General features: G+C 61.4%; 27 protein-coding genes and 1 other RNA gene. 11 read left to right on the top strand and 17 right to left on the bottom strand.

Features of this window, described 5'->3' with window-relative positions; genetic code table 11:
• The first annotated feature begins 128 nt into the window (after positions 1 to 128).
• Complete coding sequence (locus ASD32_RS10440) at positions 129 to 554, top strand: BA14K family protein (RefSeq protein ID WP_060637959.1); 426 nt, start codon at positions 129 to 131, stop codon at positions 552 to 554.
• A 62-nt stretch (positions 555 to 616) separates the two neighbouring features.
• Here ASD32_RS10440 and ASD32_RS10445 read toward each other — a convergent pair whose 3' ends face one another.
• Together ASD32_RS10445 and ASD32_RS10450 are read right to left on the bottom strand one after the other, a co-directional pair.
• Positions 617 to 973 (bottom strand): VTT domain-containing protein, encoded by a 357-nt coding sequence (locus ASD32_RS10445; RefSeq protein WP_244490151.1) that lies wholly within the window; start codon positions 971 to 973, stop codon positions 617 to 619.
• Positions 974 to 1,058: 85 nt separating this feature from the next.
• Complete coding sequence (locus tag ASD32_RS10450) at positions 1,059 to 1,340, bottom strand: SelT/SelW/SelH family protein (protein WP_060637960.1); 282 nt, start codon at positions 1,338 to 1,340, stop codon at positions 1,059 to 1,061.
• A gap of 205 nt (positions 1,341 to 1,545) precedes the next feature.
• Here ASD32_RS10450 and ASD32_RS10455 point away from each other — a divergent pair, with 205 nt between their 5' ends.
• Complete coding sequence (locus tag ASD32_RS10455; protein WP_082546727.1) at positions 1,546 to 1,995, top strand: DoxX family protein; 450 nt, start codon at positions 1,546 to 1,548, stop codon at positions 1,993 to 1,995.
• A gap of 31 nt (positions 1,996 to 2,026) precedes the next feature.
• Here ASD32_RS10455 and ASD32_RS10460 read toward each other — a convergent pair whose 3' ends face one another.
• The 6 genes from ASD32_RS10460 to rimP form a co-directional block, all read right to left on the bottom strand.
• Positions 2,027 to 2,410, bottom strand: coding sequence for a hypothetical protein (locus ASD32_RS10460; protein WP_060637962.1), 384 nt, complete (start codon positions 2,408 to 2,410; stop codon positions 2,027 to 2,029).
• 33 nt (positions 2,411 to 2,443) lie between these two features.
• Positions 2,444 to 2,650 (bottom strand): hypothetical protein (locus ASD32_RS10465; RefSeq protein WP_210171104.1); only part of this gene is annotated, 207 nt, incomplete at its 5' end.
• A 145-nt stretch (positions 2,651 to 2,795) separates the two neighbouring features.
• Positions 2,796 to 5,504 carry a translation initiation factor IF-2 gene (infB, locus tag ASD32_RS10470; RefSeq protein ID WP_060637964.1) on the bottom strand — a complete coding sequence of 903 codons (2,709 nt, stop codon included), beginning with the start codon at positions 5,502 to 5,504 and terminating at the stop codon, positions 2,796 to 2,798.
• Between the two features lie 104 nt (positions 5,505 to 5,608).
• The gene (locus ASD32_RS10475; RefSeq protein WP_060637965.1) at positions 5,609 to 6,295 is read right to left on the bottom strand and encodes an RNA-binding protein; all 687 of its coding nucleotides are present in this window, start codon (positions 6,293 to 6,295) and stop codon (positions 5,609 to 5,611) included.
• Between the two features lie 48 nt (positions 6,296 to 6,343).
• Positions 6,344 to 7,951, bottom strand: coding sequence for a transcription termination factor NusA (gene nusA / locus ASD32_RS10480; RefSeq protein ID WP_060637966.1), 1,608 nt, complete (start codon positions 7,949 to 7,951; stop codon positions 6,344 to 6,346).
• A 58-nt stretch (positions 7,952 to 8,009) separates the two neighbouring features.
• Positions 8,010 to 8,627, bottom strand: a complete 618-nt coding sequence (rimP, locus tag ASD32_RS10485) for a ribosome maturation factor RimP (protein ID WP_060637967.1) — start codon at positions 8,625 to 8,627, stop codon at positions 8,010 to 8,012.
• Positions 8,628 to 8,912: 285 nt separating this feature from the next.
• Between rimP and ASD32_RS10490 the strand changes: the two genes are divergently transcribed.
• The 3 genes from ASD32_RS10490 to ASD32_RS10500 all read left to right on the top strand — a co-directional run bounded on the left by ASD32_RS10490 (position 8,913) and on the right by ASD32_RS10500 (position 11,484).
• Complete coding sequence (locus ASD32_RS10490) at positions 8,913 to 10,541, top strand: MFS transporter (protein WP_060637968.1); 1,629 nt, start codon at positions 8,913 to 8,915, stop codon at positions 10,539 to 10,541.
• Between the two features lie 180 nt (positions 10,542 to 10,721).
• Positions 10,722 to 11,057, top strand: a complete 336-nt coding sequence (locus tag ASD32_RS10495) for a metalloregulator ArsR/SmtB family transcription factor (protein WP_060637969.1) — start codon at positions 10,722 to 10,724, stop codon at positions 11,055 to 11,057.
• On the top strand, positions 11,050 to 11,484 hold the full coding sequence (locus ASD32_RS10500; protein WP_060637970.1) for an SRPBCC domain-containing protein: 435 nt from the start codon (positions 11,050 to 11,052) through the stop codon (positions 11,482 to 11,484). Before ASD32_RS10495 ends, ASD32_RS10500 begins: the two co-directional genes overlap by 8 nt.
• 62 nt (positions 11,485 to 11,546) lie before the next feature.
• Here ASD32_RS10500 and ASD32_RS10505 read toward each other — a convergent pair whose 3' ends face one another.
• Both ASD32_RS10505 and recR read right to left on the bottom strand, forming a co-directional pair.
• Positions 11,547 to 12,740 (bottom strand): lytic murein transglycosylase, encoded by a 1,194-nt coding sequence (locus tag ASD32_RS10505; RefSeq protein WP_162252657.1) that lies wholly within the window; start codon positions 12,738 to 12,740, stop codon positions 11,547 to 11,549.
• Positions 12,741 to 13,021: 281 nt separating this feature from the next.
• A complete protein-coding gene (recR, locus tag ASD32_RS10510) occupies positions 13,022 to 13,627 on the bottom strand; it encodes a recombination mediator RecR (protein WP_060501108.1) in 606 nt (201 codons plus the stop codon).
• Between the two features lie 58 nt (positions 13,628 to 13,685).
• Between recR and ASD32_RS10515 the strand changes: the two genes are divergently transcribed.
• Positions 13,686 to 14,297 (top strand): MOSC domain-containing protein, encoded by a 612-nt coding sequence (locus ASD32_RS10515; RefSeq protein WP_060637972.1) that lies wholly within the window; start codon positions 13,686 to 13,688, stop codon positions 14,295 to 14,297.
• A gap of 224 nt (positions 14,298 to 14,521) precedes the next feature.
• Positions 14,522 to 15,367 (top strand): DUF2865 domain-containing protein, encoded by an 846-nt coding sequence (locus tag ASD32_RS10520; protein WP_060637973.1) that lies wholly within the window; start codon positions 14,522 to 14,524, stop codon positions 15,365 to 15,367.
• Between the two features lie 42 nt (positions 15,368 to 15,409).
• Here the strand turns inward: ASD32_RS10520 and ASD32_RS10525 are convergent, their stop codons facing one another.
• The 3 genes from ASD32_RS10525 to ffs all read right to left on the bottom strand — a co-directional run bounded on the left by ASD32_RS10525 (position 15,410) and on the right by ffs (position 17,817).
• Positions 15,410 to 15,733 carry a YbaB/EbfC family nucleoid-associated protein gene (locus ASD32_RS10525; RefSeq protein WP_060638160.1) on the bottom strand — a complete coding sequence of 108 codons (324 nt, stop codon included), beginning with the start codon at positions 15,731 to 15,733 and terminating at the stop codon, positions 15,410 to 15,412.
• Positions 15,734 to 15,771: 38 nt separating this feature from the next.
• A complete protein-coding gene (locus ASD32_RS10530) occupies positions 15,772 to 17,652 on the bottom strand; it encodes a DNA polymerase III subunit gamma/tau (RefSeq protein WP_060637974.1) in 1,881 nt (626 codons plus the stop codon).
• Positions 17,653 to 17,720: 68 nt separating this feature from the next.
• Positions 17,721 to 17,817: signal recognition particle sRNA small type (gene ffs, locus ASD32_RS10535), an RNA gene on the bottom strand.
• Between the two features lie 103 nt (positions 17,818 to 17,920).
• Between ffs and ASD32_RS10540 the strand changes: the two genes are divergently transcribed.
• Both ASD32_RS10540 and nudC read left to right on the top strand, forming a co-directional pair.
• Complete coding sequence (locus tag ASD32_RS10540) at positions 17,921 to 18,325, top strand: HIT family protein (RefSeq protein ID WP_156383138.1); 405 nt, start codon at positions 17,921 to 17,923, stop codon at positions 18,323 to 18,325.
• A 2-nt stretch (positions 18,326 to 18,327) separates the two neighbouring features.
• Positions 18,328 to 19,302 carry an NAD(+) diphosphatase gene (nudC, locus tag ASD32_RS10545; RefSeq protein ID WP_060637976.1) on the top strand — a complete coding sequence of 325 codons (975 nt, stop codon included), beginning with the start codon at positions 18,328 to 18,330 and terminating at the stop codon, positions 19,300 to 19,302.
• Between the two features lie 58 nt (positions 19,303 to 19,360).
• On the opposite strand, the gene ASD32_RS10550 is transcribed toward nudC, so the two are convergent.
• The 3 genes from ASD32_RS10550 to ASD32_RS10560 form a co-directional block, all read right to left on the bottom strand.
• Positions 19,361 to 20,437: a porin gene (locus tag ASD32_RS10550; RefSeq protein ID WP_060637977.1), complete on the bottom strand. Its 1,077-nt coding sequence runs from the start codon at positions 20,435 to 20,437 to the stop codon at positions 19,361 to 19,363.
• A 168-nt stretch (positions 20,438 to 20,605) separates the two neighbouring features.
• The gene (locus tag ASD32_RS10555) at positions 20,606 to 21,460 is read right to left on the bottom strand and encodes a prephenate dehydratase (protein ID WP_060637978.1); all 855 of its coding nucleotides are present in this window, start codon (positions 21,458 to 21,460) and stop codon (positions 20,606 to 20,608) included.
• A 12-nt stretch (positions 21,461 to 21,472) separates the two neighbouring features.
• Positions 21,473 to 22,225, bottom strand: coding sequence for a 3-deoxy-manno-octulosonate cytidylyltransferase (locus ASD32_RS10560; protein ID WP_060637979.1), 753 nt, complete (start codon positions 22,223 to 22,225; stop codon positions 21,473 to 21,475).
• A gap of 156 nt (positions 22,226 to 22,381) precedes the next feature.
• Between ASD32_RS10560 and ASD32_RS10565 the strand changes: the two genes are divergently transcribed.
• Positions 22,382 to 23,107, top strand: a complete 726-nt coding sequence (locus tag ASD32_RS10565) for a cytochrome c family protein (protein WP_060637980.1) — start codon at positions 22,382 to 22,384, stop codon at positions 23,105 to 23,107.
• Between the two features lie 79 nt (positions 23,108 to 23,186).
• Here ASD32_RS10565 and ASD32_RS10570 read toward each other — a convergent pair whose 3' ends face one another.
• A complete protein-coding gene (locus ASD32_RS10570) occupies positions 23,187 to 24,131 on the bottom strand; it encodes an AEC family transporter (protein ID WP_060637981.1) in 945 nt (314 codons plus the stop codon).
• A 140-nt stretch (positions 24,132 to 24,271) separates the two neighbouring features.
• On the opposite strand from ASD32_RS10570, the gene ASD32_RS10575 reads away from it, so the two are divergent.
• The gene (locus tag ASD32_RS10575; RefSeq protein ID WP_060637982.1) at positions 24,272 to 24,556 is read left to right on the top strand and encodes a DUF982 domain-containing protein; all 285 of its coding nucleotides are present in this window, start codon (positions 24,272 to 24,274) and stop codon (positions 24,554 to 24,556) included.
• Positions 24,557 to 24,596: the final 40 nt, after the last annotated feature.

The following is a 24,596-nucleotide window of genomic DNA, read 5'->3' on the forward strand; positions in this document are numbered from 1 at the left end:
TGGACGCCGAATGGCGCCAAATTGCAGTCGGATGACTACGGAAATACGAAATAAAACAAAAAGACTGGCCGTTATATAAAAAAGGGACACCAACCAAGTAAACCCCTTTGGGAGAAATGAGGAAACAAATGGCGGGATTTCGCAATTTCGTTATTGGCTGCGTGCTGAGCGCAGCCTCCATCATGATGCCGGTTGCCGGCGCACAGGCGATGCCGACACCGGATATCGGAGCGTCGCAAAAGACAGACGTCCAGACGGTGGCGCACCGCCGCGGTCACGGCCACTACCGGCCGCATCATCGCCCCGGTTACCGGCCCGGCTACCGCCCCCATCATCGCCCGCATTACCGTCCCTATTACCGGCCCGGATATCACTACCGGCCGTACCGGCCCTACTACCGGCCGCCGGTCTATGTGGCGCCGCCGGTGATTTACAATGGCTACAATCGTCATGTGCGCTGGTGCCTGTCGCGCTACCGCTCCTACAATCCGGCAACGAACCGTTTCCTGTCGAACAGCGGCGCCTACAGGGTTTGCCGCTCGCCCTACCGGTAAGGGACACGGAATTGCATTAGGCGGCGGGGATATTCCCCGCCGTTTCCGTCTTTAAGAGGGTGTCAGCCGGCAAATGTGTCCCAGGCCCATAACAGCACGGCGTAACGTGCGGCCTTGCCGATCGTGACATAGAGAAGAAATACCGGCAGCGGGGTGCGCAACAGCCCCGCCACCAGCGTCAACGGGTCGCCGACCACGGGGAGCCAGGACAACAGCAGGATGGGCCGGCCATAGCGGCCGAACAGCGCCTCCGCCCGCTTGCGGTTCAGCGGGCTCACCGGAAACCAGCGGCGATTTTCAAAGCGCAGGAGAAAGCGGCCGAGCACGAAATTGACTACCGCGCCCAGCACGTTGCCGGCCGTCGCGGCCAGGAAAAGGGCGATGAGATGCGCATCCGGCTGCCGGGCAGCAAGGATCAGCGCGGCTTCGGAAACGCCAACCAGCAATGTTGCGGATAACAAGGCGGCGCTGAACACGCCGAAAAGCAGGCCTGCGGTCAAAGGCTCACGTCCGGTCGGTATGGCCGAGATCGCGCCCGGGCTCGATCACGTCACGCACACGCTGCTTCAATTCCTTCGGCCCCGGAAAGCCGCCATCGCGCTTGCGCTCCCAGATCAGGGTGTCGCCCACATGGATTTCAAAATTGCCGCCGGTGCCGGGAATAAGCGCCACTTCGCCAAGGCTGTCGCCGAATGTGGACAGCAGTTCCTGCGCCATCCAGGCAGACCGCAAGAGCCAGTTGCACTGGGTGCAGTAGAGAATGGCGATGCGTGGTTTTTCTGTCATGGCGGCTTCCGCAGAGAGCTTGGTTGGGGAAAGCTTTGGTTTGGCGGACGTTACCGATCGGTGCATGGGACCGCAACAGGGCGAGATCAAGTATGGCTCACGAAATTGTTAACTGAAATAATCAGGTTTTATGAGGAGCCGCCCTTGATCGCTGAAGTTTTCGCAGCAAGAGAATGCTGCGTTGCTAATATCAAGAGGAGCCAACATGACTGACCTACCATCGACCCGGCCGCCAGCCATGCTGCCCGCCCTGCAGCGGTTCTATCTGCCGCTCGATACCTCGGCCGAAACATTGCTGCGCGTGGTGGCGGGCGTTCTGCTCGTCACCCATGGCTTTGGCAAGATCAGCAATCCGTTCGGCGCCGTCGGCATGGTCGAAAGCCTTGGCTTCTATCCCGGCGTCTTCTGGTCGCCGCTTCTCGCCGCCACGGAATTTTTCGGCGGTATCCTGATTGCGATCGGCCTGTTCACCCGCCCGGCCTCCTTCGCCGCGATGATCGTTCTGCTGGTCACGGTCTATTTCCACGGCATCGTGAAAAGCGAGGGCCTTGCCGGCGCCGAGAAATCGATCCTCTGGGCGGCGATATTCTTGTTCTTCGCCATTCGTGGCTCGAATGCGCAGTCTGTGGACGCAAAGATCGGCAAACAGGTTTAACGTCGATAGCGCTGCGGCAAATGCCGTGGCGCTATTTTCCGATAGTCAGGGTGAGCGGCTTGTAGGTGTCGATTTCGACACGCCCCGCTGCAATCAGGTCCAGAGTTTTCCCTTCAGCCTTCCCTGTGGCGGCGACAATATCGAAGCCTTCGACATTGCAGTCGGTTTCGATCTTCGCCGTCGTTCCCGAATTGACCGCCGAGCCGCCGAGACTATCGAAGGTGATGGTTTCATCCGGCAATTCCGCCTTGCCGGTCGCGGTCGAGGCCGGATCAAATTGCGGGCGCAGCGTCATCGCAATATCCGTCAGTTCCTCGCCGCTTTCCAGAATGGCAAAGTCATAGGCGCAATAGCCCTGCCCGCCGAACCAGGTGAATGTGTTGATCAGGGTGATGGCGAGGAATTGCGCGAGCATCTGGAACCTTCAAGACTGGTGAATGTCCTCAACCTAAGCTGAGCCGGCCGCCGCCGCCAATGCAATTTTCACGTAAAAGCCGGTCCTGCCGGATACCTGAGCCGCCTTTTTGAATAGATTGCTGGCAAAGGTATGATCTAATGAGGCTGGAGGCCTTGGGAAATTGAGCCGGTTGCCAAACTCTCCGTCATCCTCGCCCTTGTGGCGGGGATCCAGCCAGCTCAAGTCCTTGAGCTGAAANNNCCACTGGATCCCCGCCACAAGGGCAAGGATGACGGAGAGTGGGGCATCGCTCTCGTCAAACAAGTTTATTCAGTCAGCAGTCTAAGCAAAATGGCGGCCGGAGCCGCCATTTTCAATTCTGTCTGTGTCACCAGCGAAACGCTTACAGCGTGCGGGTGATGTGCTCGACGCGGAAGCACTCGATCGTGTCGCCGGCGCGGATGTCTTCGTAATTCTCGAAGGCCATGCCGCATTCCTGGCCCATCGGCACTTCGGAGACTTCGTCCTTGAAGCGCTTGAGGGTCTTGAGCTTGCCTTCGTGGATAACGACGTTGTCGCGAACCAGACGCACACCTGCACCACGTTCCACCTTGCCTTCGATGACGCGGCAACCCGCGACCTTGCCGGTCTTGGTGATGTTGAACACTTCCAGGATTTCGGCATTGCCGAGGAAGGTTTCGCGTCTTTCCGGGGAAAGAAGACCGGACATCGCGGCCTTAACGTCATCCACCAGATCGTAGATGATGTTGTAGTAGCGGATTTCGATACCGGCGCGTTCCGCAGCAGTCCGGGCCTGGGCGTTGGCACGAACGTTGAAGCCGATGATGGCCGCGTTCGAGGCTTCCGCCAGCGAGATGTCGGACTCGGTGATGCCACCGGCACCCGAATGCACGATGCGGGCACGAACCTCGTCGGTTCCCAGCTTGTCGAGTGCGCCGGCAATGGCTTCGATCGAGCCCTGCACGTCGCCCTTGATGACCAGCGGGAATTCCTTGAGGCCGGTATTCTGCAGCGTCATCATCATCTGTTCCAGCGAACCGCGCTGGCCCGATGCACGGGCAACGGCCTTGTCGCGGGTCAGGCGCTGACGATATTCCGAGATTTCGCGGGCGCGGCTTTCGTTTTCGACGACGGCGAACTTGTCACCCGCCAGCGGCGTACCGGACAGACCGAGAATCTCGACCGGCATCGACGGAGGCGCTTCCTTGACGTGTTCGCCCTGGTCGTTGACGAGGGCACGCACACGGCCCCACTGGTCGCCGGCGACGATAATCTGACCCGGCTTCAAGGTGCCCTTCTGGACCAGGACGGTGGCAACCGCACCGCGGCCGCGATCGAGCTGGGCTTCGACGACGGTACCTTCTGCCGTGCGGTCCGCATCGGCGCGCAGGTCGAGAATTTCGGCCTGCAGCAGGATGGCTTCGAGCAGCTTGTCGAGGCCGAGGCCGGTCTTGGCCGAGACTTCGACGTCGAGCACTTCACCGCCCATGGTTTCCACGAACACTTCGTGCTGCAGCAGCTGGTTGCGCACCTTCTGCGGATCGGCTTCGTGCTTGTCGACCTTGTTGATGGCGACGATGATCGGAACGCCGGCAGCCTTGGCGTGGCTGATGGATTCGATCGTCTGCGGCATGACGCTGTCGTCGGCCGCAACCACAAGGATCGCGATGTCGGTCGCCTGGGCGCCGCGGGCACGCATGGCCGTAAAGGCGGCGTGGCCGGGGGTGTCGATGAAGGTGATCTTGTGACCGTTCTGCTCGACCTGGTAGGCGCCGATATGCTGGGTGATGCCACCGGCTTCGCCCGAAACAACATGGGTCTTGCGGATGGCGTCGAGCAGCGATGTCTTGCCGTGGTCGACGTGGCCCATGATGGTCACGATCGGCGGACGCGGCAGCATGTCGCCGTCGTCCTTGCCGTTGAACAGGCCTTCTTCGACGTCGGATTCCGAAACGCGCTTGACCGTGTGGCCGAATTCGCCGGCGATGAGTTCTGCAAGGTCGGCGTCGATGACGTCGCCCGGCTTCATCATCTGGCCTTCCTTCATCAGGTACTTGATCACATCGACGGCCCGTTCGGCCATACGCTGCGACAATTCCTGAATGGTGATGGTTTCCGGAAGGATCACTTCACGCATGACCTTTTCGCGGGTTTCCTGCATCTGGCTGCGGCGGAACTTCTCCTGACGGCGGCGCATGGCAGCCATGGAGCGGCCGCGCGGATTGCCGTCGTCGTCGAGAGCAGCGGTCAGCGTCAGCTTGCCCTTGCGGCGTTCCTCTTCCGTCTTCGGACGGGCAGGGGCCTTGGCAGGCTCGGGGCGAACGACCTTGCCACGCACCGGTGCGGTCGCGCCACGGTTCGGACGGGCCTCTTCCTCTTCGCCTTCCGCCTTGCGGCGGGCGCCGATGGTGGGGGTAATGTTCGAGGGCGCCGTTGCGGGCTTTGCGGCCTGAGCGCGCGCCTGGTCTTCCGCCTTGCGGGCGGCGACAGCGGTTGCTTCGGCTTCAGCGGCGGCGGCTGCCTCGGCTGCAGCCTTTTCGGCGGCGCGTTCGGCCGGCGTGCGGGCTGCTTCTTCGGCAGCCAGACGGGCGGCTTCGGCCTGCTCGGCCTTCAGGCGCTCTGCCTCTTCGGCGGCGCGGCGTGCCTCTTCGGCAGCGCGGCGCTTGGCGTCTTCGGCATCGCGGATCTGGGCTTCGGCAAGCGCACGGCGGCGGGCGTCGATCTCACCAGCCGAAAGCTGGTTGAGAACCACACCGACGCGCGGGCGATTGCTGTTGTCCTGGCGGTTGTCCTGCTGGCGCGGCTGCGGCTGTTGCTGGGCCGGGCGCGCAGGCTGTTGCTGCTGTGGCGCAGGCGCCGGGCGCACAGGCTCGACCACGCGTGCCACGGGGGCTGCCGGTGTTGCGATCGGAACGACCGGCTTTTCGTCTTCCGGCCGCATGGGCCGCCGCTTGCGCGTCTCGACCACGACTGCCTTCGTCCGGCCGCGACCCATGTCCTGGCGAACAGTTCCCTGGCTCACCCCGGAAGGCTTCAGGGTCAGCGTCTTCTTGGCTCCGCCGAATGTCTTGTCGTCGTTGTTGTCGGTCATTCCGTTCCGTTCCTAAGATCAGGGCCGGATGCGTATCACCAGACCCCGCCGTTCAATTTCTGTTTTGCAATCGCGGTTGTGCCGGCCTGCGCCGGTGACCCGCGTCATTGTGTCGGCAAGCCAGATTCGGCGCCAACGGCTCGAGCGGGGACGGTTCCCCGATATCTTTCGAGCATGTTTGCGCGCTTCACTACACCCTCACCCGCCTGCCCTGCAAGCGCTGCGGCATGGATAAAAGCATTCTGGCCTAAAAGCCCTCCCATTTCCGCTTCGGTGAAGAAGCGATAGGAGGGAATTTCCTCTCCGTCATCGGCGACAAAGCTCATGGCCTTGCGTGCCTGGTCAATCTTGCGCACACCGTCCGGTGCGGCATCCACCGCATGAAAGGTGGCAAGCGCCGCCATTCCACGCACGGCCTGCTCCACTTTCGAGGCGCCGCTAATGAACTGTGCCGCCTTGCGCGCCATGTTCATCATGCCGCCGAGCTGCATCGACAACAGCCGGTCCACCTCGTCGGCAAGCTCCGGTCCGGCCGTCACGTCCGCCCGCTTCAGGCCACGGGCAAACAGCTTCTTGGCAATCGCCTTCTCGACGATCGCCCGTTCAGCGCTCACCCAGCAGCCGCGGCCCGGCAGCTGTTTCTTCAGATCGGGCACCACCTTGCCATCGGGCCCGGCGACAAAGCGGATCAACGTTTCCGGTGTTCCGCTCGCCCGCGTGACGATGCACATGCGGCCGTTCACTGCTTCACCATCAATGTCCCCCGCAGGGTCCTTGTCTTCAATCAACATGGCGGTCTTCAAGCAGCATCAGCTTGGATCACGGTCAGCAACGCCCTGTCAGGCGTCCTGTTCCGCGCCTTCCACGACTTCGAGCGCTTCTTCTTCGCGTGCCAGATCTTCCTGGGTGATCCAGCCGGCAGTCAGGCGCGCCTGCAGGATCATGCGTTCGGCATCGACGCGCGAGATTTCGAGCTTGGAGAACAGGCCTTCAAACTTCTTGGTCTCGCCATCCTTGCGTTCCGACCAGCCGACGAGATCGTCAGCGGCGCAGCCTGCAAAGTCTTCCATTGTCTTGATGCCGTCCTCACCCAGCGCAACCAGCATCTGGCCGGTCATGCCGTTGATCGTGCGCAGCTCGTCGGAAACGCCGAGGGCAACGCGCTTGGCGTCCATCTCGCCTTCCAGACGCTCGAGATATTCGCGGGCGCGGGTCTGCAGTTCGCTCGCCGTATCCTCGTCGAAACCTTCGATCGACGCGATTTCGTCGAGCTCGACATAGGCAAGCTCCTCGACGGCGGCAAAGCCTTCGGATGCCAGAACCTGGCCGACCATTTCATCGACGTCGAGGGCTTCCATGAACAGCGCGGTACGTTCGTTGAATTCCTTCTGGCGGCGCTCGGATTCCTCCGCTTCCGTCATGATGTCGATATCCCAGCCGGTCAGCTGCGATGCGAGGCGGACGTTCTGGCCGCGGCGGCCGATGGCCAGCGACAGCTGTTCATCCGGAACCACCACTTCGATGCGCTCGGCATCCTCGTCGAGAACAACCTTGGAGACTTCGGCCGGCTGCAGCGCGTTGACGATGAACGATGCCGGATCCTGTGACCACGGAATGATATCGATCTTTTCGCCCTGCAACTCGCCGACAACGGCCTGGACGCGCGAACCGCGCATACCGACGCAGGCGCCGACCGGATCGATCGAGGAATCGTTGGAGATAACGGCGATCTTGGCGCGCGAGCCGGGGTCACGGGCAACCGAACGGATCTGGATGATGCCGTCGTAGATTTCCGGAACTTCCATGGTGAACAGCTTCACCATGAATTGCGGATGCGTGCGCGACAGGAAGATCTGCGGACCGCGCTGTTCGCGGCGCACGTCGTAGACATAGGAGCGGACGCGGTCGCCGTAGCGCATGTTTTCGCGCGGGATCATTTCGTCGCGGCGGATGATGCCTTCGCCACGGCCGAGATCGACGATGACATTACCATATTCGACGCGCTTGACCGTGCCGTTGACGATTTCGCCGATGCGATCCTTGAACTCGTCGAACTGGCGGTCACGCTCGGCTTCGCGCACCTTCTGGACGATGACCTGCTTGGCCGACTGGGCAGCGATGCGGCCGAAATCCATCGGCGGCAGCGGATCGGCGATGAAGTCGCCGAGAATGGCGTCCGGATTGCGGTCGCGCGCCAGTTCCAGCGGGATCTGCGTGGAATAGTCCTCCGCAACCTCGACGACTTCGAGCAGGCGCTGAAGCCGGATTTCGCCAGTCTTGGAATTGATATCGGCGCGGATATTGCTTTCCGAACCGTAGCGCGAGCGGGCGGCCTTCTGGATCGCGTCGGCCATGGCGGCCAGAACGATTTCGCGGTCGATCACTTTTTCGCGCGCGACGGCATCCGCGATCTGCAGAAGTTCGAGCCTGTTAGCACTCACTGCCATATTAAAGTCTCCGTCTGATTGCCGGGGCCTTACTCGAAGGCGTCCCGCGCCCATGAACTCAATTGATCGGCGAATCTTCGTCTTCGAAGTTTTCGTTGGCGGCCTGGGCTGCCTTCGCCTTCTTGTCTGCTGTCAGCGCATCGCGGATCAGGTCATCCGTGAGGATGAGCCTGCCTTCGGCAAACGCCGTATAGGGAACGACCACCTGCGGGTCTTCGCCCTCAGCCGGTTGATCGCGCTCGATCGTGAAGGCCTCGTCGTCGGCCGCAACGATCTTGCCGCGGAAACGCTTGCGGCTATCGACCAGAACGGACGTTTCGAACTTGATCAGATGTCCGGACCAGCGGGTAAAATCCGATTTGCGCACCATCGGCCGGTCAATGCCCGGTGACGATACTTCCAGATGATACTCCCGATCGACGGGATCTTCCACGTCAAGCACTGGCGAGATCGCGGTCGAGATCGCTTCGCAATCTTCCACGGTCATCGTGCCGTCAAGCCGCTCGGCCATGATCTGCAATGTCGCGCCATTCTGCGAGGACAGGCGCACGCGCACCAGCTGGTAGCCCATCGGAACCAAAACGGGCTCGATGATATCGGCGATGCGCCGGTCGATGCCGGTCTCGGTGACGAGGCGCGGTTCCTGTGTGTTTTCTGCCGTTGCCGTATCGGACAAACGATGTTCTCCCAAACCATCGGGTAATAAAAAAGAGCGGGTCCTGACGGGCCCACTCTTCATCAACCGATCAAGAATTTGAGGGTCATATACGCTCGATTATCGGCAAATGCAAGATATGCTGCATCTCGCCCCGCAAAACCCCTTGGCCGCGCAAAACCTTCATGCAGAGGGTGAAGTGGTGAAATCCTGCCGGGCACCGCGCTTTTGCTTGCCCGGGCAATCATCTCGCCTAGATTGGGCTTCACAAAGACTATTCAAACACTGAAAGGGTGGGAAAGCGCGTTGCCGCATCGATTATCGCCATTGGCGCCGTTCAAGCACGATACGTTCCGGGTCATCTGGGTGGCAAGCCTCGCCTCCAATTTCGGCGGGTTGATCCAGGCCGTCGGCGCCGCCTGGATGATGACGTCGATCACCGACTCGGTAAATATGGTGGCACTGGTGCAGGCCTCGACCTCGCTGCCGATCATGCTGTTTTCGCTGATTTCCGGGGCGCTGGCCGATAATTTCGACCGCCGCCGTATCATGCTGATCGGCCAGTGCTTCATGCTGGGTGTCTCGGCGCTCCTGACGATCTGCGCCTATTTCGGCTTCATCACGCCCTGGCTGCTCCTCCTGTTCACCTTCCTGATCGGCTGCGGCACGGCGCTCAACAATCCGTCCTGGCAAGCCTCTGTCGGGGATATGGTGCCGCGCGACGTGCTGCCGGCGGCCGTCGCGCTGAACAGTATGGGGTTCAACATCACCCGCTCGGTTGGCCCCGCCATCGGCGGCGTGATCGTTGCGGCCGCAGGCGCTGCCGCAGCGTTTGCCGCCAACACGCTCAGCTATTTCGCCATCATCTATGCGCTGCTGCGCTGGCGCCGGGAAGAGACGCTATCGACGCTGCCGCGCGAATCGATGGGCCGGGCGATTTCCGCCGGACTGCGTTACGTCGCGATGTCGCCGAATATCGGCAAGGTGCTGGTGCGCGGCTTTTTCTTCGGTCTTTCCGCCAGCGCCATTCTCGCGCTGTTGCCGCTGGTCGCGCGCGATCTGGTTGCCGGCGGGCCGCTCACCTACGGTATCATGCTCGGCGCTTTCGGGCTCGGCGCCATCGGCGGCGCGCTCTTGAGCGCCCGGCTGCGCGAACATATGTCCAGCGAATGGGTGGTGCGCATCGCCTTTGCCGGCTTTGCGTTAAGCAGCCTGGTCACCGCGTTAAGCCCCTATGGCTGGCTCACCAGCCTTGCGCTGCTCCTGTCGGGTGCCGGCTGGGTGCTCGCACTGTCCTTGTTCAATACGACGGTGCAGCTCTCGACGCCGCGCTGGGTGGTTGGCCGGGCGCTGTCGCTCTACCAGACCACGACCTTTGGCGGCATCGCGGCGGGCAGCTGGATGTGGGGGCAGGCGGCGGAAAATTATGGCCCGTCCAATGCCCTTATCGCGTCGGCCCTGCTGATGGTGGTGGGAGCGGCCATCGGGCTCCGCTTGCCGCTGCCGGAATTCCAGTCGCTCAATCTCGATCCCCTCAACCGCTTTTCCGAACCGCTGCTGAAGCTCGATCTCAAGCCCCGCAGCGGCCCGATCGTTGTCATGATCGATTACGAGATCGCCGATGACGACGTGCCGGAATTCCTGACCGCCATGGCCGAGCGCCGCCGGATCCGGATCCGGGATGGTGCCGGGCAATGGGGTCTGATGCGCGATCTGGAAAACCCGACCACCTGGACCGAGACCTATCACGTGCCGACCTGGGTGGAATATGTCCGCCACAACCAGCGCCGCACCCAGGCCGACGCCGAGATTGGCGACCGGCTCCTGGCTCTGCATCGCGGCGATGCGGCGCCCCGCGTGCACCGGATGATCGAACGCCAGACCATCCTTCCCTACGAGTACGAGCGCTACAAGCAGCAGATGGACATGCACTGATATCGCATCGATCATCTCCAACCGGCCGGTTTTGCGCTTCGCAATGCCGGCCTTTCTTTTGCCGGCGCAAGGGTGGTTTCAAAATAACCGGGGAGGGCGGTGTTTAACCGGTTTCAAAATATTCACCCATATGGTTGACTATTGGGAGGGCTTAGTATATTCAACTGTTAGGGTGAATAAATGGACGAAGATGATCTGTCACGGGTTCTCAAGGCCGCCGGCGATACGACCCGGCGACGCATCCTGACGCTGCTTGTTCAGGAGGGTGCATTGAGAGTGACGGCGCTGGCCGCCCATTTCGACATGTCGCTGAATTCCGTCTCCAAGCATATCAAGGTGCTGGAGGAGGCCGGACTTGTCACCCGCCGGACCATGGGCCGCGAGCATTTCATCGCAGCCGAACTCGAGCCGCTGAAGCTGACCGAGGCCTGGTTCGCGCAATTGAAGTCGATCTGGGACTTGCGCCTTGCGGCGCTGGAAAACTTACTCGTTGCAAAGGATGAGGACAATGAATGAGCTTGAACTGACAGTCAGCCGCACCATCGCGGCATCGCGCGAAAACGTGTTCAACGCCTGGCTTTCACCAGTGATGCTGGCAAAATTCATGGTACCGCCCTCTGGCAGTTCGCAGCCAAGCAAGGTCAAGAACGATCCGGTCAAGGGCGGACGGTTTTCGATCGTCATGGTGACGCTTGAAAAGGAAATTCCGCATGCGGGCACCTATCTGGCGATCGACCCGCATTCCCATCTGTCCTTCACCTGGGAATCGCCCTACTCGCTCGACGACAGCGTCGTCACCATCGATCTGGCCGAAGTCGATGCCGGTACGACGGAAATCACCCTGAAACAGGTGAAGTTCAAGTCCGAGGAAGCGCGAAACGGTCACGAACAGGGCTGGACCGCGATCATCAACCGGCTCGAAACCAGCCTCGCGACTGCCTGATGCCTTGACCGGGCGGGATCGAATGCGGTTCCGCCCGGTCTGGTTCTAGAATGGGCCCATGTCTAGAGTTTGCCCAAAAGGCTTTTCTGCGGGAAACAGGTTGGCTCGAGCCCGTTCTTTGCCTGCCAGGCGCCAATCGAGCGGCGGGTCTTGTACCCGGCCAGACCATCGGCCTTGCCGATATCGTAGCCCTGTTTTTCCAGAGCTTTCTGCATCTTCAAGACGTCCGAGCGCAGCATCTTGCCGACATCGCCGAACTCGCGCCGGAATGCGCCGCTGCCCGTTGCGATCCGGTCGGCAAGGTTGCCGATGAAAAGCGCATAGAGGTCGGAATTGTTATATTCCTTGATGACGTAGAAATTCGGGGTGACGATGAATTCGGGGCCGTTGCGGCCGGCAGGCACCAGCATCATGCCGTCTGCCTTGGCTTCGCTTGTCGGAAACGCCTTGCCGGAGGCGCGCTCGATTCCGTCGGACGCCCATTGCGAGATCGGCTTGGCGAGATCGGGGCCTTCCTGCGCGCAGGTGACATTGGCAGGAATATAGACCTCGAAGCCCCAGTCGCGGCCACGCTGCCAGCCTTTTTTCGACAGATAGTTGGCGATCGAGGCCAGCGTGTCCGGCGTCGATTTCCAGATATCGCGGCGCCCGTCGCCATCGAAATCGACAGCATATTTGAGGAAGCTCGTCGGCAGGAACTGCGGCTGGCCCATGGCGCCGGCCCAGGAGCCGCGCATATCGGCCTCCTTCACATCGCCGCTGTCGAGAATATGAAGCGCTGCGATCAGCTCGCGGCGGAAGAGATCGCCGCGCGTTGACATGAAGGCCTTGGTGGCCAGAACATCCATGATCGGATGCGGGATTTTCGCCCGCCCGAAGCCGGATTCACGGCCCCAGATGGCAATGATCACAGGACCCGGCACGCCGTAGGTTTTTTCGATCCGCCTGAGCGTTGCGGCATGTTCCTTGGCCAGGCTGCGCCCGGTCGCCGCCAGCCCCTGCAGGCGCTGCTCTGAGAAATAGGCGCCGGGCGAGGAAAATTCCGCCTGGCTCTGCTTCTGCTCGCCCGGCGGCCTGGTGCCGGGGGGAACGAGGTCCGGCAGGTCCCAATTGAGTTTGACATCGGCAAAGGCCGCCTTGAAGGCTGAAGCGGTAATGCCGGATTTCTGCGCCTGCGGCCAAAGATCGGTTTGCAGCCATTGGCGGAACTGGGCTTCGGTGTCGGCTTTGGAGGCGGCGAGGGTGGGCAGGGGCATCAGTGACACGACTGCCGCGATTATTATCGTCAGAGTTTGGCGAAGTTTACCCCCCTCAGTCGGCGACGCCGACATCTCCCCCTCAAGGGGGGAGATTGACCGCAGGTTTTCAGCGCCCCTTACTGAAAAAGACAGACATGATCGGGCTGCTATCAAGATGCGGGAAAAGAATGATCTCCCCCCCTGAGGGGGAGATGTCACCCCCGGGTCTTGCCTTTGGCAAGCCCGAGGACCGGCTCCGTGACAGAGGGGGGTAGGTTTCGGCATATTCAAACGCATCCTCAAATCGCCGTCCTCGCCCTCAATGCTGCTGTCAGCGTGCCTTCGTCCAGGTAATCCAGTTCGCCGCCCACCGGTACGCCATGTGCGAGCCGGGTGATCTTGACGCCGAGGCCGTCGAGCTGGTCGGTGATGTAATGGGCTGTTGTCTGGCCCTCGACGGTGGCGTTGACGGCAATAATCAGTTCGCGCACGCCGCCCTTGCTCACCCGCTCGACCAGGCCCTTGATGTTCAGATCGTCCGGGCCGACGCCGTCGAGCGGCGACAGGGTGCCGCCAAGCACGTGATAGGCAGTGTTCATGGCGCTTGCCCGCTCCAGCGCCCAAAGGTCGGAGACGTCCTCGACGACGATGATGACGGAGTTGTCGCGCCGGTCGTCGGAGCAGACGCTGCAGGGATCGATCGTATCGACATTGCCGCAGCACGAGCAGATGCGGACCTTGCGGTGCGCCTCGCCCATGGCATCGGCCAGCGGACCGAGCAGCTGGTCCTTCTTCTTGACCAGGTGAAGGGCAGCGCGCCGGGCCGAGCGCGGCCCGAGACCGGGCACCTTTGCCAGGAGCTGGATGAGTTTTTCAATTTCGGGGCCGGTGACTCGCTTTGCCATGCGGGGTTTCTACCCCATATCTCCACGGAACGGAATCGCTGAAAAGAAAGTGCCGCCCATGAAAATCCTCGCCGTCTGCACCGGCAGTGCCGAAATCCTGCCCGGCAAATCCTACAGGACCGGCATCTTCAAGCATCCGGTCGATGCCGGCGTGATGATCGATCGCGAGGGGCTGATCGGCGACAAGATCTGCAACCGCAAGCATCATGGCGGCGTCGACCAGGCCGTCTATGCGCTGGGTTCGGCCGATCTCGACTGGTGGGCAAGGGAGCTCGGCCGCGATCTGGAGCCGGGTATTTTCGGCGAAAACCTGGTGATCGAAGGCGCCGACAGCCGCAAGATTTCAGTCGGCGACCGGTTCGAGACGGAGACGGTGGAACTTGAGGTTACCTCTGCCCGCATCCCCTGCGCGACGCTGTCCGCCCGGATGGGCGATCCCGGTTTTGCAAAGCGCTTCGCCAAGGCCGGGAGGCCGGGCTTTTATTGCCGCGTGCTGAAAGATGGCGTCGTTCAGGCCGGAGATGCCGTCACCTATCACGCCTATTCCGGCGCTCCGGTGCTGATGCCGGAACTTTTGGAAACATACGGTAAGAACCTCTCCGACGCCGACCGCGCTCGCTATATCGCAGCGCCCATCCACCACAAGCTGAGAGCCCAGCTCAGCGGCTGAACCGGGTTTCTCAGCCTCGACGGCTTTAACCATCTGCCGAGGTTCCGCTTTCTTTCCATCGCGTCTCAACCTATGGAGATGCTGTCGCAAGGCCCGGTATTGCAAAGGGTCGATGCGATAAATCGATGATTGTGCCGACAACTGCAAACCGGAACGCACATGCCAAGGCACGCGCGCGAGGATGCCTGCGTCTGCGCGCAAAAAGAGCGGCAAGGGCTGTGGTCATGTCCCGATTTTTCAAGGTTGCGGCCGGTTTCCGGCAGATGAGCGCCGTGTTGGGCATCATGGTCGTGATGCTGGCGGCACAGGGCGCTGTTGCAGTGGCGGGGGACTGCGCGGTGTCGCGGGGCAATCCCGAAATTGCCCGCCTGCAGCGCCAGATCGCAGCCAACCGGACGTTCGAAACCAAATATGGCTGTTCTGCTGCGTCAAGCTTCGCCTGCCGCGAGATTGCCGGGCGGATCGCGCAGGCCAGCACCCGGCTGGCCAGTCTGACGCTAGCGCCAAGCTGCAGACCGGCCGTCGCCGATCGTGCGCCGAGCCGTCGCACTGTCCTAGCAGCACGCAGTCTTGCCGCCGGCGATGCCGCGCCACGGGTCAGCGCCCGCATGGAAACACGTTGCGTCCGCCTCTCGGACGGCTATTCCTTCCCCACGCCGAATTCTGGCTACAACACCGTAGATGATGTCGAAGCGATTTCGGCGCAGTGCAAGTTCATCTGCGATGATCCAGGCATGGATGTCTACCGGATGACGAGTGAAGACCGCAATACCGACGAGATGATCTCGGTGACCACAGGTGCGCGCTATGCGCAACTGCCCAAGGCCGGAGCCTATTGGCGGGCGGCGTCGCTGAAGACCTGTGATATCAACCGGTTCTACAAGACGGTGCTCGCGAAAATGCCGCAAGCTGCTGCGGCGCCGGTTCCGGATGAGGAAGACGTCCAGCCGGTCGAGGCGATCAATCTGGTGCTGCTGGGGGATGTCGGTCTGCGCGGCAGCACGAGTTTCGTCACGCCGCAGGCGCGCAAGGTCCGCATGGTCGGCGCCGCCTATTTGCCGGAAAATTGATCCGGGCGGGCCTATTCATAGTCCCGCCAATATCTGCTGAACCTAGAAAGGCAGCTTCATGCCGGGCGGGATCGGCAGGCCTGCGGTCAGCTCGCGGGTCTTTTCAGCGGTGATGGCCTCCGCCTTGTCCTTGCCGTCCTTGTGGGCGGCGACGATCAGGTCCTCAAGGATTTCGACATCGTCTTCCTTGAACAGCGACGGGTCGATCTTCAGGCTCTTCAGGTTGCCCTTGCCGTCCATGCGCACGGTGACGAGACCGCCGCCGGAGGAGCCGTCGACTTCAAGCGCAGAAATCTCTTCCTGCATCTTTTCCATCTTGGCCTGCATTTCCTTGACCTTGCCCATCATGCCCATGATGTCGCGCATCGTCATGTCCTCTTCTGAATATCTCGATAAATCTTCAACTAGTGCTCGATATCGTCGCCGGGAAGGATGTCACCCTCTTCGGATTCGGCGGCGGCCACGGCCACCGGCTCGATTTCCTCTTCCGGCTCCGGTCCCTTGATCCGCACGTCGGTGATCTTGGCGCCGGGAAACTTGGACAGAATGGCGGCAACGTCGGGGTCCTGGCGCGCGTCGCTGACGCGTTTTTCCTGCGCCTGCGTCTCGGCCTCCAGCAGCGTCGGTGCACCGGGTTCACGGCTGAGAATGACCATCCAGCGGATGCCGGTCCAGTCCTCGAGCTTCTTCTGCAATTCGGCGACCAGCGTCTTTGGTGCGTCCTCCGGCAGGTTGATTTCCAGCCGTCCGGGCTCAAGGTTGACCAGCCGCACGAAACCGCGCACCAGGGTCTTCAGCTTGATATCGCGGTTGGTGCCGCAAAGCTCGGCGATGTCGCTGACGGATCGGACCGGAACTTTCGGCTCGGCCTTGGCAGCGGGTGCCTCCACCGGCCGTTCCTCGATCTTGCCGACGGGCATGGCTTCTGGCGGCGCAACGTCCGGCACGGCGCGCAGCATGGTCGCGCCATTTCCGGTCGCCCGCTGCGCCGGCGGCATAGCGTTGCCGCGCGCCTGGATAGAGTTGCCCATGGAGCCTTGAGCGCCGCCGCCATTGCCGCCGCTCTGGGCAGAGGGCTGGCGCGGCGCATCGCCGCTCGACAACTCCAGCAAGCGCCGTGCGGCATCTTCCGGCGAGGGCAGGTGGGCAGCATGGGCAAGCCGGATCAGCACCATTTCGGCGGCACCGGCCGGGCGCGACGAACTTTCGGTTTCCGGAATGCCCTTGAGCAACATTTGCCAGATGCGCGACAATGTCGTCACGGCAATGCTGGAGGAGAACTCGGCACCACGGGTGCGTTCGATCTCGCTCAGCGACTGATCGTTGACCGCATCCGGCACATATTTCAACCTTGTGACCAGATGGGTGAAGTCGGCAAGATCGGTGAGCACCACCGAGGGGCTGGCGCCGGCCTCGTATTGCCCGGAAAATTCGTTGAGGGCGGCAGCCACGTCGCCTTTGACGATATGCTCGAACAGATCGACGATGCGGGCGCGATCGGCAAGACCGAGCATGGAGCGCACGGCCTCGACCTCGACCACGCCGCCGCCATGGGCGATCGCCTGGTCGAGCAACGACAGGCCGTCGCGGGCCGAGCCTTCGGCGGCGCGCGCAATCATCGCCATCGCATCCGGATCGGCCGAGATGCCTTCCTTGCCCAGAATGGTGGTAAACAGGCCAACAAGATCCGACGCGCCGATGCGGCGCAGGTCAAAGCGCTGGCAGCGCGACAGAACCGTGATCGGAACCTTGCGGATTTCGGTCGTAGCGAAGATGAACTTCACATGCTCCGGCGGCTCCTCGAGCGTCTTCAGCAGGCCGTTGAAGGCCTGGGTCGAGAGCATGTGCACTTCGTCGATAATGTAGACTTTGTAGCGGGCGGAAACCGGCCGGTAGCGCACCTGCTCGATGATTTCGCGGATATCGTCGATACCGGTATGGGAGGCGGCATCCATCTCGATGACATCGACATGGCGGCCTTCCATGATCGCCTGGCAATGTTCGCCGGGAATGCGAAGGTCGATCGTCGGCGTGTCGATTTCGGCCGTCTTGTAGTTCAGGGCGCGGGCGAGGATGCGGGCGGTGGTGGTCTTGCCGACGCCGCGAACGCCGGTCAGCATATAGGCCTGCGCGATCCGGCCGGTCTCGAACGCGTTGGTGAGCGTGCGCACCATCGGTTCCTGGCCGACCATCAGATCGGAAAAATCCTTCGGCCGGTACTTGCGCGCAAGCACGCGGTAGGCGGCGGGTTTTTCGGATGTCGGGATCAGACTATCTTCGCTCATCGCCCTTTTTTCCCCAAGACGGGGCCGCTTGGCTGCAAATCATGTCCGCAAAGGACAGAAGGAAAAGGGTGGGAGGCTGGCACGATGACCCGTGCCTGGCTCGTTGGGGCTGCTTCCTTCCGGACCTGACCCGGTTGGCGAGTGGCTCGTCCACCACCAACCTCCCGGTTCTCATATCGGCAATATCGAAACCAAATGCAAGCCACGCCTTCAAAAAACTGCTAGCATTGTGCAAACAAAGACAAAATCACCGTTCCGGGAGAGACACGTGCCTGCCTTCGAGATTGATGAACGCCTTCAACGCGATGGATTGCTGATCACCACGCTCGGCCTTTGCCAGCTTCGCATCAACAATGACCGCCGCTGGCCCTGGCTGGTTCTGATCCCGCAGCGCGACGGCGTGTCGGAGATTTTCGATCTGACGCCGCTCGACCAGGCCATGCTGACATTCGAAACCAATATGGTCGCGGCCGCCTTGAAAAAGGCGACGGGGGCAACGAAAATCAATGTCGGCGCGCTTGGCAATATCGTCCGCCAGCTTCATGTTCACGTCATCGCCCGCAACGAGGGGGACGCCAACTGGCCGGGGCCGGTCTGGGGCTTCGGTTCGCCCGAGCCCTTCGAGGATGAGGCGCGCAAGGCATTCGCAGCACGGATAGTGGAAAATCTCTGACCATGACGAAATCGATCTTCGACCTGCATAGCCCGCATCCCGAGCCGAGCACGCTCGTCGCCTTTGCCGAGAATCACCTGGACCGGCAATCGGAACATCGTCCCGATGATTGCCTGGAAACCGCCTTCCGCACGCCCGGCGCCCATGTCTTTGCGTTCTCCAGCGGCAAGCTGGTGGTCAAGCATGACGAGAAGATCATCGATCCGCTGTTTGCGCCCTATGAACTGGCGGGCCTGGAGCCGGTGCTCGACGATGCCATCCTGCTGGGCTTTCTGCCGAATGGCGAGCCGCGGCTGGCGGTGCCGGTCGGCCTCACTGAAGAGGCATTGCCGGAACCGTTCAAGCTTGCCGATGGCCGCACGCTTTATCGCCAGCAGATGCTGACTGACGAGCTGCTCGGCCAGTTCGCGCAGGCTTCCAGCCTGATCTCCTGGAATGCGGCCAATCGCTTCTGCGGCAAATGCGGTTCAGTCATGGAGGGCAAGGCCGGCGGCTACCGGCGCGTCTGCACGGCCTGCAGCCACATGGTCTTTCCACGCACCGATCCCGTAGTCATCATGCTGACAATCGATCTGGAGCGCGATCTCTGCCTGCTCGGCCGCAGCCCGCATTTTCCGGAGGGCATGTATTCGTGCCTGGCCGGCTTTGTAGAGCCGGGCGAAACGATGGAAAATGCGGTGCGGCGGGAAACGCTTGAGGAATCGGGAATCCGCATCGGCCGCGTCCGCTATCATGCCTCGCAGCCCTGGCCGATGCCGCACACGCTGATGATCGGCTGTTACGCTGAAGCAAAATCACGCGACATTCACCGCGACGATCAGGAACTGGAGGATTGCCGCTGGTTCACCCGCGAGGAAACTGCAGCAATGCTGGCGCGCAATACCGGCGTGACGCTGGCTGCCGGCGAACTCGGGCCGCCGCCGAAAGGTGCGATTGCGCACCAGTTGATGCGCGATTGGCTGGACTGGCCGAAGTAAAAACGAAAACGGCGTCCGCGATGGCGGGCGCCGTTAGATTTTTCAGGCGTTGTGGCGATTAGAAATCGCGCTGAAAGCGAATGGTGCCGCCGATGGCGCTGCCGGTTCCGCGTTCGCCGTCAAACTCGGTGTAGTTGATTTCCGGCTGGACCTTCAGCCCTTCGGTCAGCATGTAATCTACATTGAGGGCAGCTGCGAAGGTTCCGTCGTCTTCATAGGCCGCCTGACCGTTCAGCGAGGCCTTCTCGTTCAACTTGGCGGAAAATCCGCCCCAGGCCGCCCAATCGCCCAACCACGGACCGTAATAGTTGCGCTGCCGCGTGCCGCCCGGGCCGTCATCATTGTCCCAATCCGACTGGTAGCCGCCCATCAGGAAGACAGAGAATATATCGTTCAGCTTGACATCGACGCGCAGCTTGCCGCCGAATGCCTCGGCCCTCGTGTCATAGCCGCCAATGAAGGCGATGCCGGTGCCGTCTTCCGCATAGTATCGCAAGCCGCCGATCACATGCGGAAAATTATCGCTTTTAAAGGTGCGGGTCGGCGCCGGTGCAAAACCGGTATCGTAGCTGCCGTCACCTTCTTCAAAGCCGGCCAAGGCTGAAAAGCCGACATCCTCGCCGTAGACATAGCTGGCCTGATTGGTCCGGTCGCCGGTATAGTCGATCACATCGTCGTTGATGATGTTACCGGCCGAATTCAGCCAGGTGTCATAGCGCGAATCCGCGTATCCGGCGCGAAAGCCGGCGATCTCTATATAGGCGGCGTTGAGATAGGGGGTGGTTTCGTCGATGCCATCCACATCGCTGCGCAATTCGATGAAACTGCGCAACGCGCCATATTCGGTTTCCGAACGCGCATCGAGCACGATGGTGCCGCGGGTAAAGGCATCCCATCCCTGGCTTTCGCCCGAATAGGGATTTTCGCCGACATTGGAATCAAAGCGCACATAGCCGCCGATTTTCAGGCAGGTTTCGGTTCCGGGAATGTAGAAAAAGCCTTTCCCGAACGCATCGCAGACGCGGACATATTCCATCGGTTCCGGCTCGGCAGCCACGATCGCGTCGGCGGCGTGCGCGCCGGTGGAAATCACCAGTGCGGCGCACGAGGAAAAAAGAAGAGTTTTGATTGTCATGTATCGACCTTTGCCGCCCCCATAACCTCGCGGGCGCCTGTCATTACCGGGGAGGGCACGGCGCGAATCAGATAGCGCGCAATGCGGCGAACAAACGGGTTCGCCGCAAAACAATCACGTTTTCGCCATGATATCCAGCGGCGAATTCTGGCCGTTAGAGGCTCTAAGCTACAAAACCAGCCGCATCGGATGCGCCGCATAGGAGCCGAGGATGCGGACCTTTTCGGAGAAATAGCGCAGCTCGTCCAGGGCCTGGCGGACATTGGCATCGTCGGGATGGCCTTCGATATCGGCATAAAACTGCGTGGCAATGAACTTGCCGCCGAGCTGGTAGCTTTCCAGCTTGGTCATGTTGATGCTGTTGGTGGCAAAGCCGCCAAGCGCCTTGTAGAGGGCGGCTGGAATATTGCGGACATTGAAGACGAAGGTGGTGACGATGACATCGTTTTCGGCTTGCCGTTTGATGGTCTTCGGATCCCGCGACAGGATGACGAAACGCGTCACGTTGTTTTCCGTATCCTCGACATTTTCAGCGACAATCTCGAGATTGTAGAGATCGGCGGCCAATCTTGGAGCAAGGGCTGCCATCGAGCGGTCGCCCATCTCGGCCACCAGCTTGGCGGCGCCAGCCGTGTCGCCCGCGACCACCGGCTTCCAGCCATTGGCGCGCACGATCTTGCGGCATTGGCCGAGCGCGTGGATATGACTGTGCACGGTGCGGATCTCGTCGCGCGAGACGCCCGGAAGCACCATCAGCTGGAAGCGGATCGGCATGAAATACTCGCCGATAATGTGCAGCCGCGATTCGGGCAGCAGATGGTGAATATCGGCAACGCGGCCGGCAATGGTGTTCTCGATCGGGATCATCGCCAGATCCGCCTCGCCGTTTTCGACGGCGAGAAAGGCATCTTCGAATGTCTGGCAGGGCAGCGGTTCCATGTCCGGGAACATGTCGCGGCAGGCCATGTCGGAATTGGCGCCGTATTCGCCCTGAAAGGAAATCCGGTTGGTTTTGGTGATCATGCTGGTGTCCGATCAGGCTTTGGCGGCAAGCAGGCGCCGGGCTTTTTCAAGGTCCGCAGGGGTATCGACGCCGAGCGGCACCGATTTGACGATTTCCACATCGATCCGCATGCCGGCTTCCAGCGCCCGCAATTGCTCGAGCGATTCGCGCTTTTCCAGCGCGGACGGCGGCAGCGAGACGAATTTTTCGAGGGCTGCCCGCCGGTAGGCATAAAGACCGATGTGATGATAGAGCGGCCCGTTGCCATGCGGCGCGGTGGTGCGGGTGAAGTAGAGCGCCCTCAGCCGGCTGTCCGACAGCGGCGAACCGACCACCTTGACGACGTTCGGATTGCGCTTTTCCTCTTCGTCTTCGATCTCGACCGTCAGGGTGCCGATATCGACCAGAGGGTTCTCGAGTGGTCTCAGCGCGGCGCGGATGGTGTCCGGCTCGATGGTCGGCAGATCGCCCTGAACATTGATGATGATGTCGGCTTTTCCCTGCGGATCGCTCTTTAAAAGCGCTTCATGGATACGGTCCGAGCCGGATTGATGGTCCACGCGCGTCATCACAGCCTCGAAACCGGCGGCGATGACGGTATCGAACACGTCCTGATGATCGACCGCCACCACGATCCGGCCGGCGTTTGCATCGCGTGCCCGCAGGGCAACCTGGACAATCATCGGCAGGCCACAGATGTCTGCGAGCGGCTTGCCGGGCAGCCGTGTCGAGGCCATGCGCGCGGGGATCAGAATGAGGGTTTTGTCCAAATTGTCGCTATTCATGCTTAGGCCTTCAAAACGCGCCGGAAAAGTGTCAAAAGGTCTCAGACCCGGGCTTATAATGTCTGTTGCAACACAAAGCCAAAAGACATAGGTTCCGCGCGATTTCAAGATAGGCTGGCGTTTTGTTCGCGCCGGTTGCAAGGGGAGCATTTGCGGATGAACTCATATGTAAACATGGGCGTGGGTGCCTTCCTCGGTACGGTCTTTGTTTTGATGTCCGTATCGATCGCATCGGAAGGCATCTTCCATTCGGAAGCTCCTGAAAAGGAAGGCTTTGCCATCATCGCCGAAGAGGGCGCGTCTGATGCCGGCGCTGGCGCCACGGCGGAAGTCGAAGTCGATATCAAGCCGCTCCTGGCTTCGGCCGATGCCGCTGCAGGCGCAACCGTTTTCAAGAAATGCGCGAGCTGTCACACCGCCGATAAGGGAGGGGCCAACAAGGTTGGTCCTAACCTGTGGGGCGTTGTCGATCGTCCGATCGCTTCGCATGAAGGTTTTGCCTATTCGGCCGGCATGAAGACATTCGCCGAAGCCAACAAGACCTGGACCTACGATCACCTGAGCTTCTTCGTCGAAGCACCGAAGAAGCACGTTCCCGGCACCGCCATGGGCTTTGCCGGCGTCAAGAAGCCGGACGAACGCGCCAACCTGATTGCCTGGCTGCGCGAACAGGCCGATACGCCGGCCGCTCTGCCGGAGGCAACCGCCGCTGCTGCACCTGCCGCGGAAGGTGAAGCCGCAAAGCCGGCTGCCGAAGCTGGCGCTGCGACGCCCGCGACAGAAGGCGAGGCCGCAAAGCCTGCGACAGAAGGCGAAGCAACGAAGCCGGCGACGGAAGGCGAAGCAACGAAGCCCGCCACCGAGACGGCGCCGGCACAATAAGCGCTTTATCCAAAGCCAAGATGCAGATTGAACAGAGCCCGGCCCATCATGTGCCGGGCTTTTTCACGTCCGGGTTCCGTTACAGCAGAAAATAGGCCCAGGCCGAAACCGAGATGACGCCGAGCGCGGTGGTGATGGTAATCGTCGATGAGGCCAGTCCGTGGCCGACGTTGAAATGGTTGGCGATCAGCCAGGCATTGACGCCGGTGGGAACCGATGACGTCAAGACCAGCGCCGCCGTCCAGTGGCTGTTGAGGCCAAGCAACTGGCAGGCGCCGTAGACCGTCGCCGGCAGCACGATCAATTTCAACGCGCTGGTGATCGAGGCAAGGCCGGTATTGCCGGTCAGCCCGTATTTTTCGACAGCCATGCCGATCGAGATCAGCGCCGCAGGCGCAGCGACGCCGGCCAGCTGATCGATGACGATCTTGACCGGGCCGCCAAGCGGCATGCCGGTGAGATGCACCAGGGCCCCCAGCGCCAGCCCGATGACCAGTGGATTGCGCACCAGATTGCGCAGGATACCCTTCAAGAGCGCAAGCGGGCTTTGGCCTGGCCTGCCGCTGGTCTTGCGCTCCGCCCGCTCCATCAGGACGGTTCCGGCGATCATCATCACCGGCAGATGCACCGACAGAAGAATGGACAGGGCCACGACACCCTCCTGGCCGACACTGCTGGACACCAGCGGCAGGCCGATGAAGACCGTATTGGCAAAGGCGGACGACACCCCGGCCAAAACCCCGATGCGCGCATCCTTCTTGAAAAACACTGTCGCCGCGAGATGCCCCAGCGTCCAGGTCACGCAGACGCCGGAGAAATAGGCGACCCAGAGCGGCCAGGGCGAGCCCTCCCGGAAATCGGCCTCGGCAATGGTGCGGAACAGGAGAACCGGCACGGCGACACGGAAAACGAAATCTCCAAGCGCCTCTCCCACCGATGCCTTCAGATAGTTCATCCGCACGATCAGCCAGCCCAAGAGGATCAAAACGAAAATCGGCACGACATTCAGGAAGACATCAGACATCAGGCACGGCCTCTTGGCGGAAGGTCTCTCCGCCATAGCCCCATTCGCCCGGCGGCCGCAACCCGATGCTACGCAAGTAACCCGCGCCGCGTACATTTCACGCAAGGCTCATATGCCAAGGTGCGGCAGGAGGTTGCCAGATGATTGAAAAATGGTGGCTTGAACCCGTCGTCCTCGAACTCGACGGAATAGGAACATACCGGGTGGTGCGCAACACCCGCGAAGCGGCACAATGCCTCTTGGAAAAATGGCCGGTTCACGAGGGGACCGCCTACCAGGCGGCGATCCGGACATGCCGCGGTGTGTTGCGCGGCGAACAGCCGATGGACTATGCCCGCCAGGACTTCATTGCCGCAGCCGTCGAGGCCTTCATCCACGTGCAGCCGGTAAGCCTGCAACCCGGGAATGTGCATCCGGGCGTCTGATATCCCGCACTGCAAACTCATTTCAGAAGTCTGGAACATT

This window comes from Rhizobium sp. Root483D2 (assembly GCF_001426685.1).
GTDB classification, from domain to species: Bacteria; Pseudomonadota; Alphaproteobacteria; order Rhizobiales; family Rhizobiaceae; genus Pararhizobium; species Pararhizobium qamdonense.

Bases quoted from the DNA above. Each gene is read 5' to 3' on its own strand.
- ASD32_RS10575 (WP_060637982.1), top strand. From the start codon at position 24,272: ATGATTGAAAAATGGTGGCTTGAACCCGTCGTCCTCGAACTCGACGGA.
- ASD32_RS10505 (WP_162252657.1), bottom strand. From the start codon at position 12,740: ATGCCCCTGCCCACCCTCGCCGCCTCCAAAGCCGACACCGAAGCCCAG.
- nudC (WP_060637976.1), top strand. From the start codon at position 18,328: ATGACGAAATCGATCTTCGACCTGCATAGCCCGCATCCCGAGCCGAGC.
- ASD32_RS10520 (WP_060637973.1), top strand. From the start codon at position 14,522: ATGTCCCGATTTTTCAAGGTTGCGGCCGGTTTCCGGCAGATGAGCGCC.
- ASD32_RS10560 (WP_060637979.1), bottom strand. From the start codon at position 22,225: ATGAATAGCGACAATTTGGACAAAACCCTCATTCTGATCCCCGCGCGC.
- ASD32_RS10440 (WP_060637959.1), top strand. From the start codon at position 129: ATGGCGGGATTTCGCAATTTCGTTATTGGCTGCGTGCTGAGCGCAGCC.
- ASD32_RS10455 (WP_082546727.1), top strand. From the start codon at position 1,546: ATGACTGACCTACCATCGACCCGGCCGCCAGCCATGCTGCCCGCCCTG.
- ASD32_RS10495 (WP_060637969.1), top strand. From the start codon at position 10,722: ATGGACGAAGATGATCTGTCACGGGTTCTCAAGGCCGCCGGCGATACG.
- recR (WP_060501108.1), bottom strand. From the start codon at position 13,627: ATGGCAAAGCGAGTCACCGGCCCCGAAATTGAAAAACTCATCCAGCTC.
- ASD32_RS10550 (WP_060637977.1), bottom strand. From the start codon at position 20,437: ATGACAATCAAAACTCTTCTTTTTTCCTCGTGCGCCGCACTGGTGATT.
- ASD32_RS10460 (WP_060637962.1), bottom strand. From the start codon at position 2,410: ATGCTCGCGCAATTCCTCGCCATCACCCTGATCAACACATTCACCTGG.
- nusA (WP_060637966.1), bottom strand. From the start codon at position 7,951: ATGGCAGTGAGTGCTAACAGGCTCGAACTTCTGCAGATCGCGGATGCC.
- ASD32_RS10450 (WP_060637960.1), bottom strand. From the start codon at position 1,340: ATGACAGAAAAACCACGCATCGCCATTCTCTACTGCACCCAGTGCAAC.
- ASD32_RS10555 (WP_060637978.1), bottom strand. From the start codon at position 21,460: ATGATCACCAAAACCAACCGGATTTCCTTTCAGGGCGAATACGGCGCC.
- ASD32_RS10475 (WP_060637965.1), bottom strand. From the start codon at position 6,295: ATGTTGATTGAAGACAAGGACCCTGCGGGGGACATTGATGGTGAAGCA.
- ASD32_RS10525 (WP_060638160.1), bottom strand. From the start codon at position 15,733: ATGCGCGACATCATGGGCATGATGGGCAAGGTCAAGGAAATGCAGGCC.
- ASD32_RS10515 (WP_060637972.1), top strand. From the start codon at position 13,686: ATGAAAATCCTCGCCGTCTGCACCGGCAGTGCCGAAATCCTGCCCGGC.
- ASD32_RS10565 (WP_060637980.1), top strand. From the start codon at position 22,382: ATGAACTCATATGTAAACATGGGCGTGGGTGCCTTCCTCGGTACGGTC.
- ASD32_RS10570 (WP_060637981.1), bottom strand. From the start codon at position 24,131: ATGTCTGATGTCTTCCTGAATGTCGTGCCGATTTTCGTTTTGATCCTC.
- infB (WP_060637964.1), bottom strand. From the start codon at position 5,504: ATGACCGACAACAACGACGACAAGACATTCGGCGGAGCCAAGAAGACG.
- ASD32_RS10500 (WP_060637970.1), top strand. From the start codon at position 11,050: ATGAATGAGCTTGAACTGACAGTCAGCCGCACCATCGCGGCATCGCGC.
- ASD32_RS10530 (WP_060637974.1), bottom strand. From the start codon at position 17,652: ATGAGCGAAGATAGTCTGATCCCGACATCCGAAAAACCCGCCGCCTAC.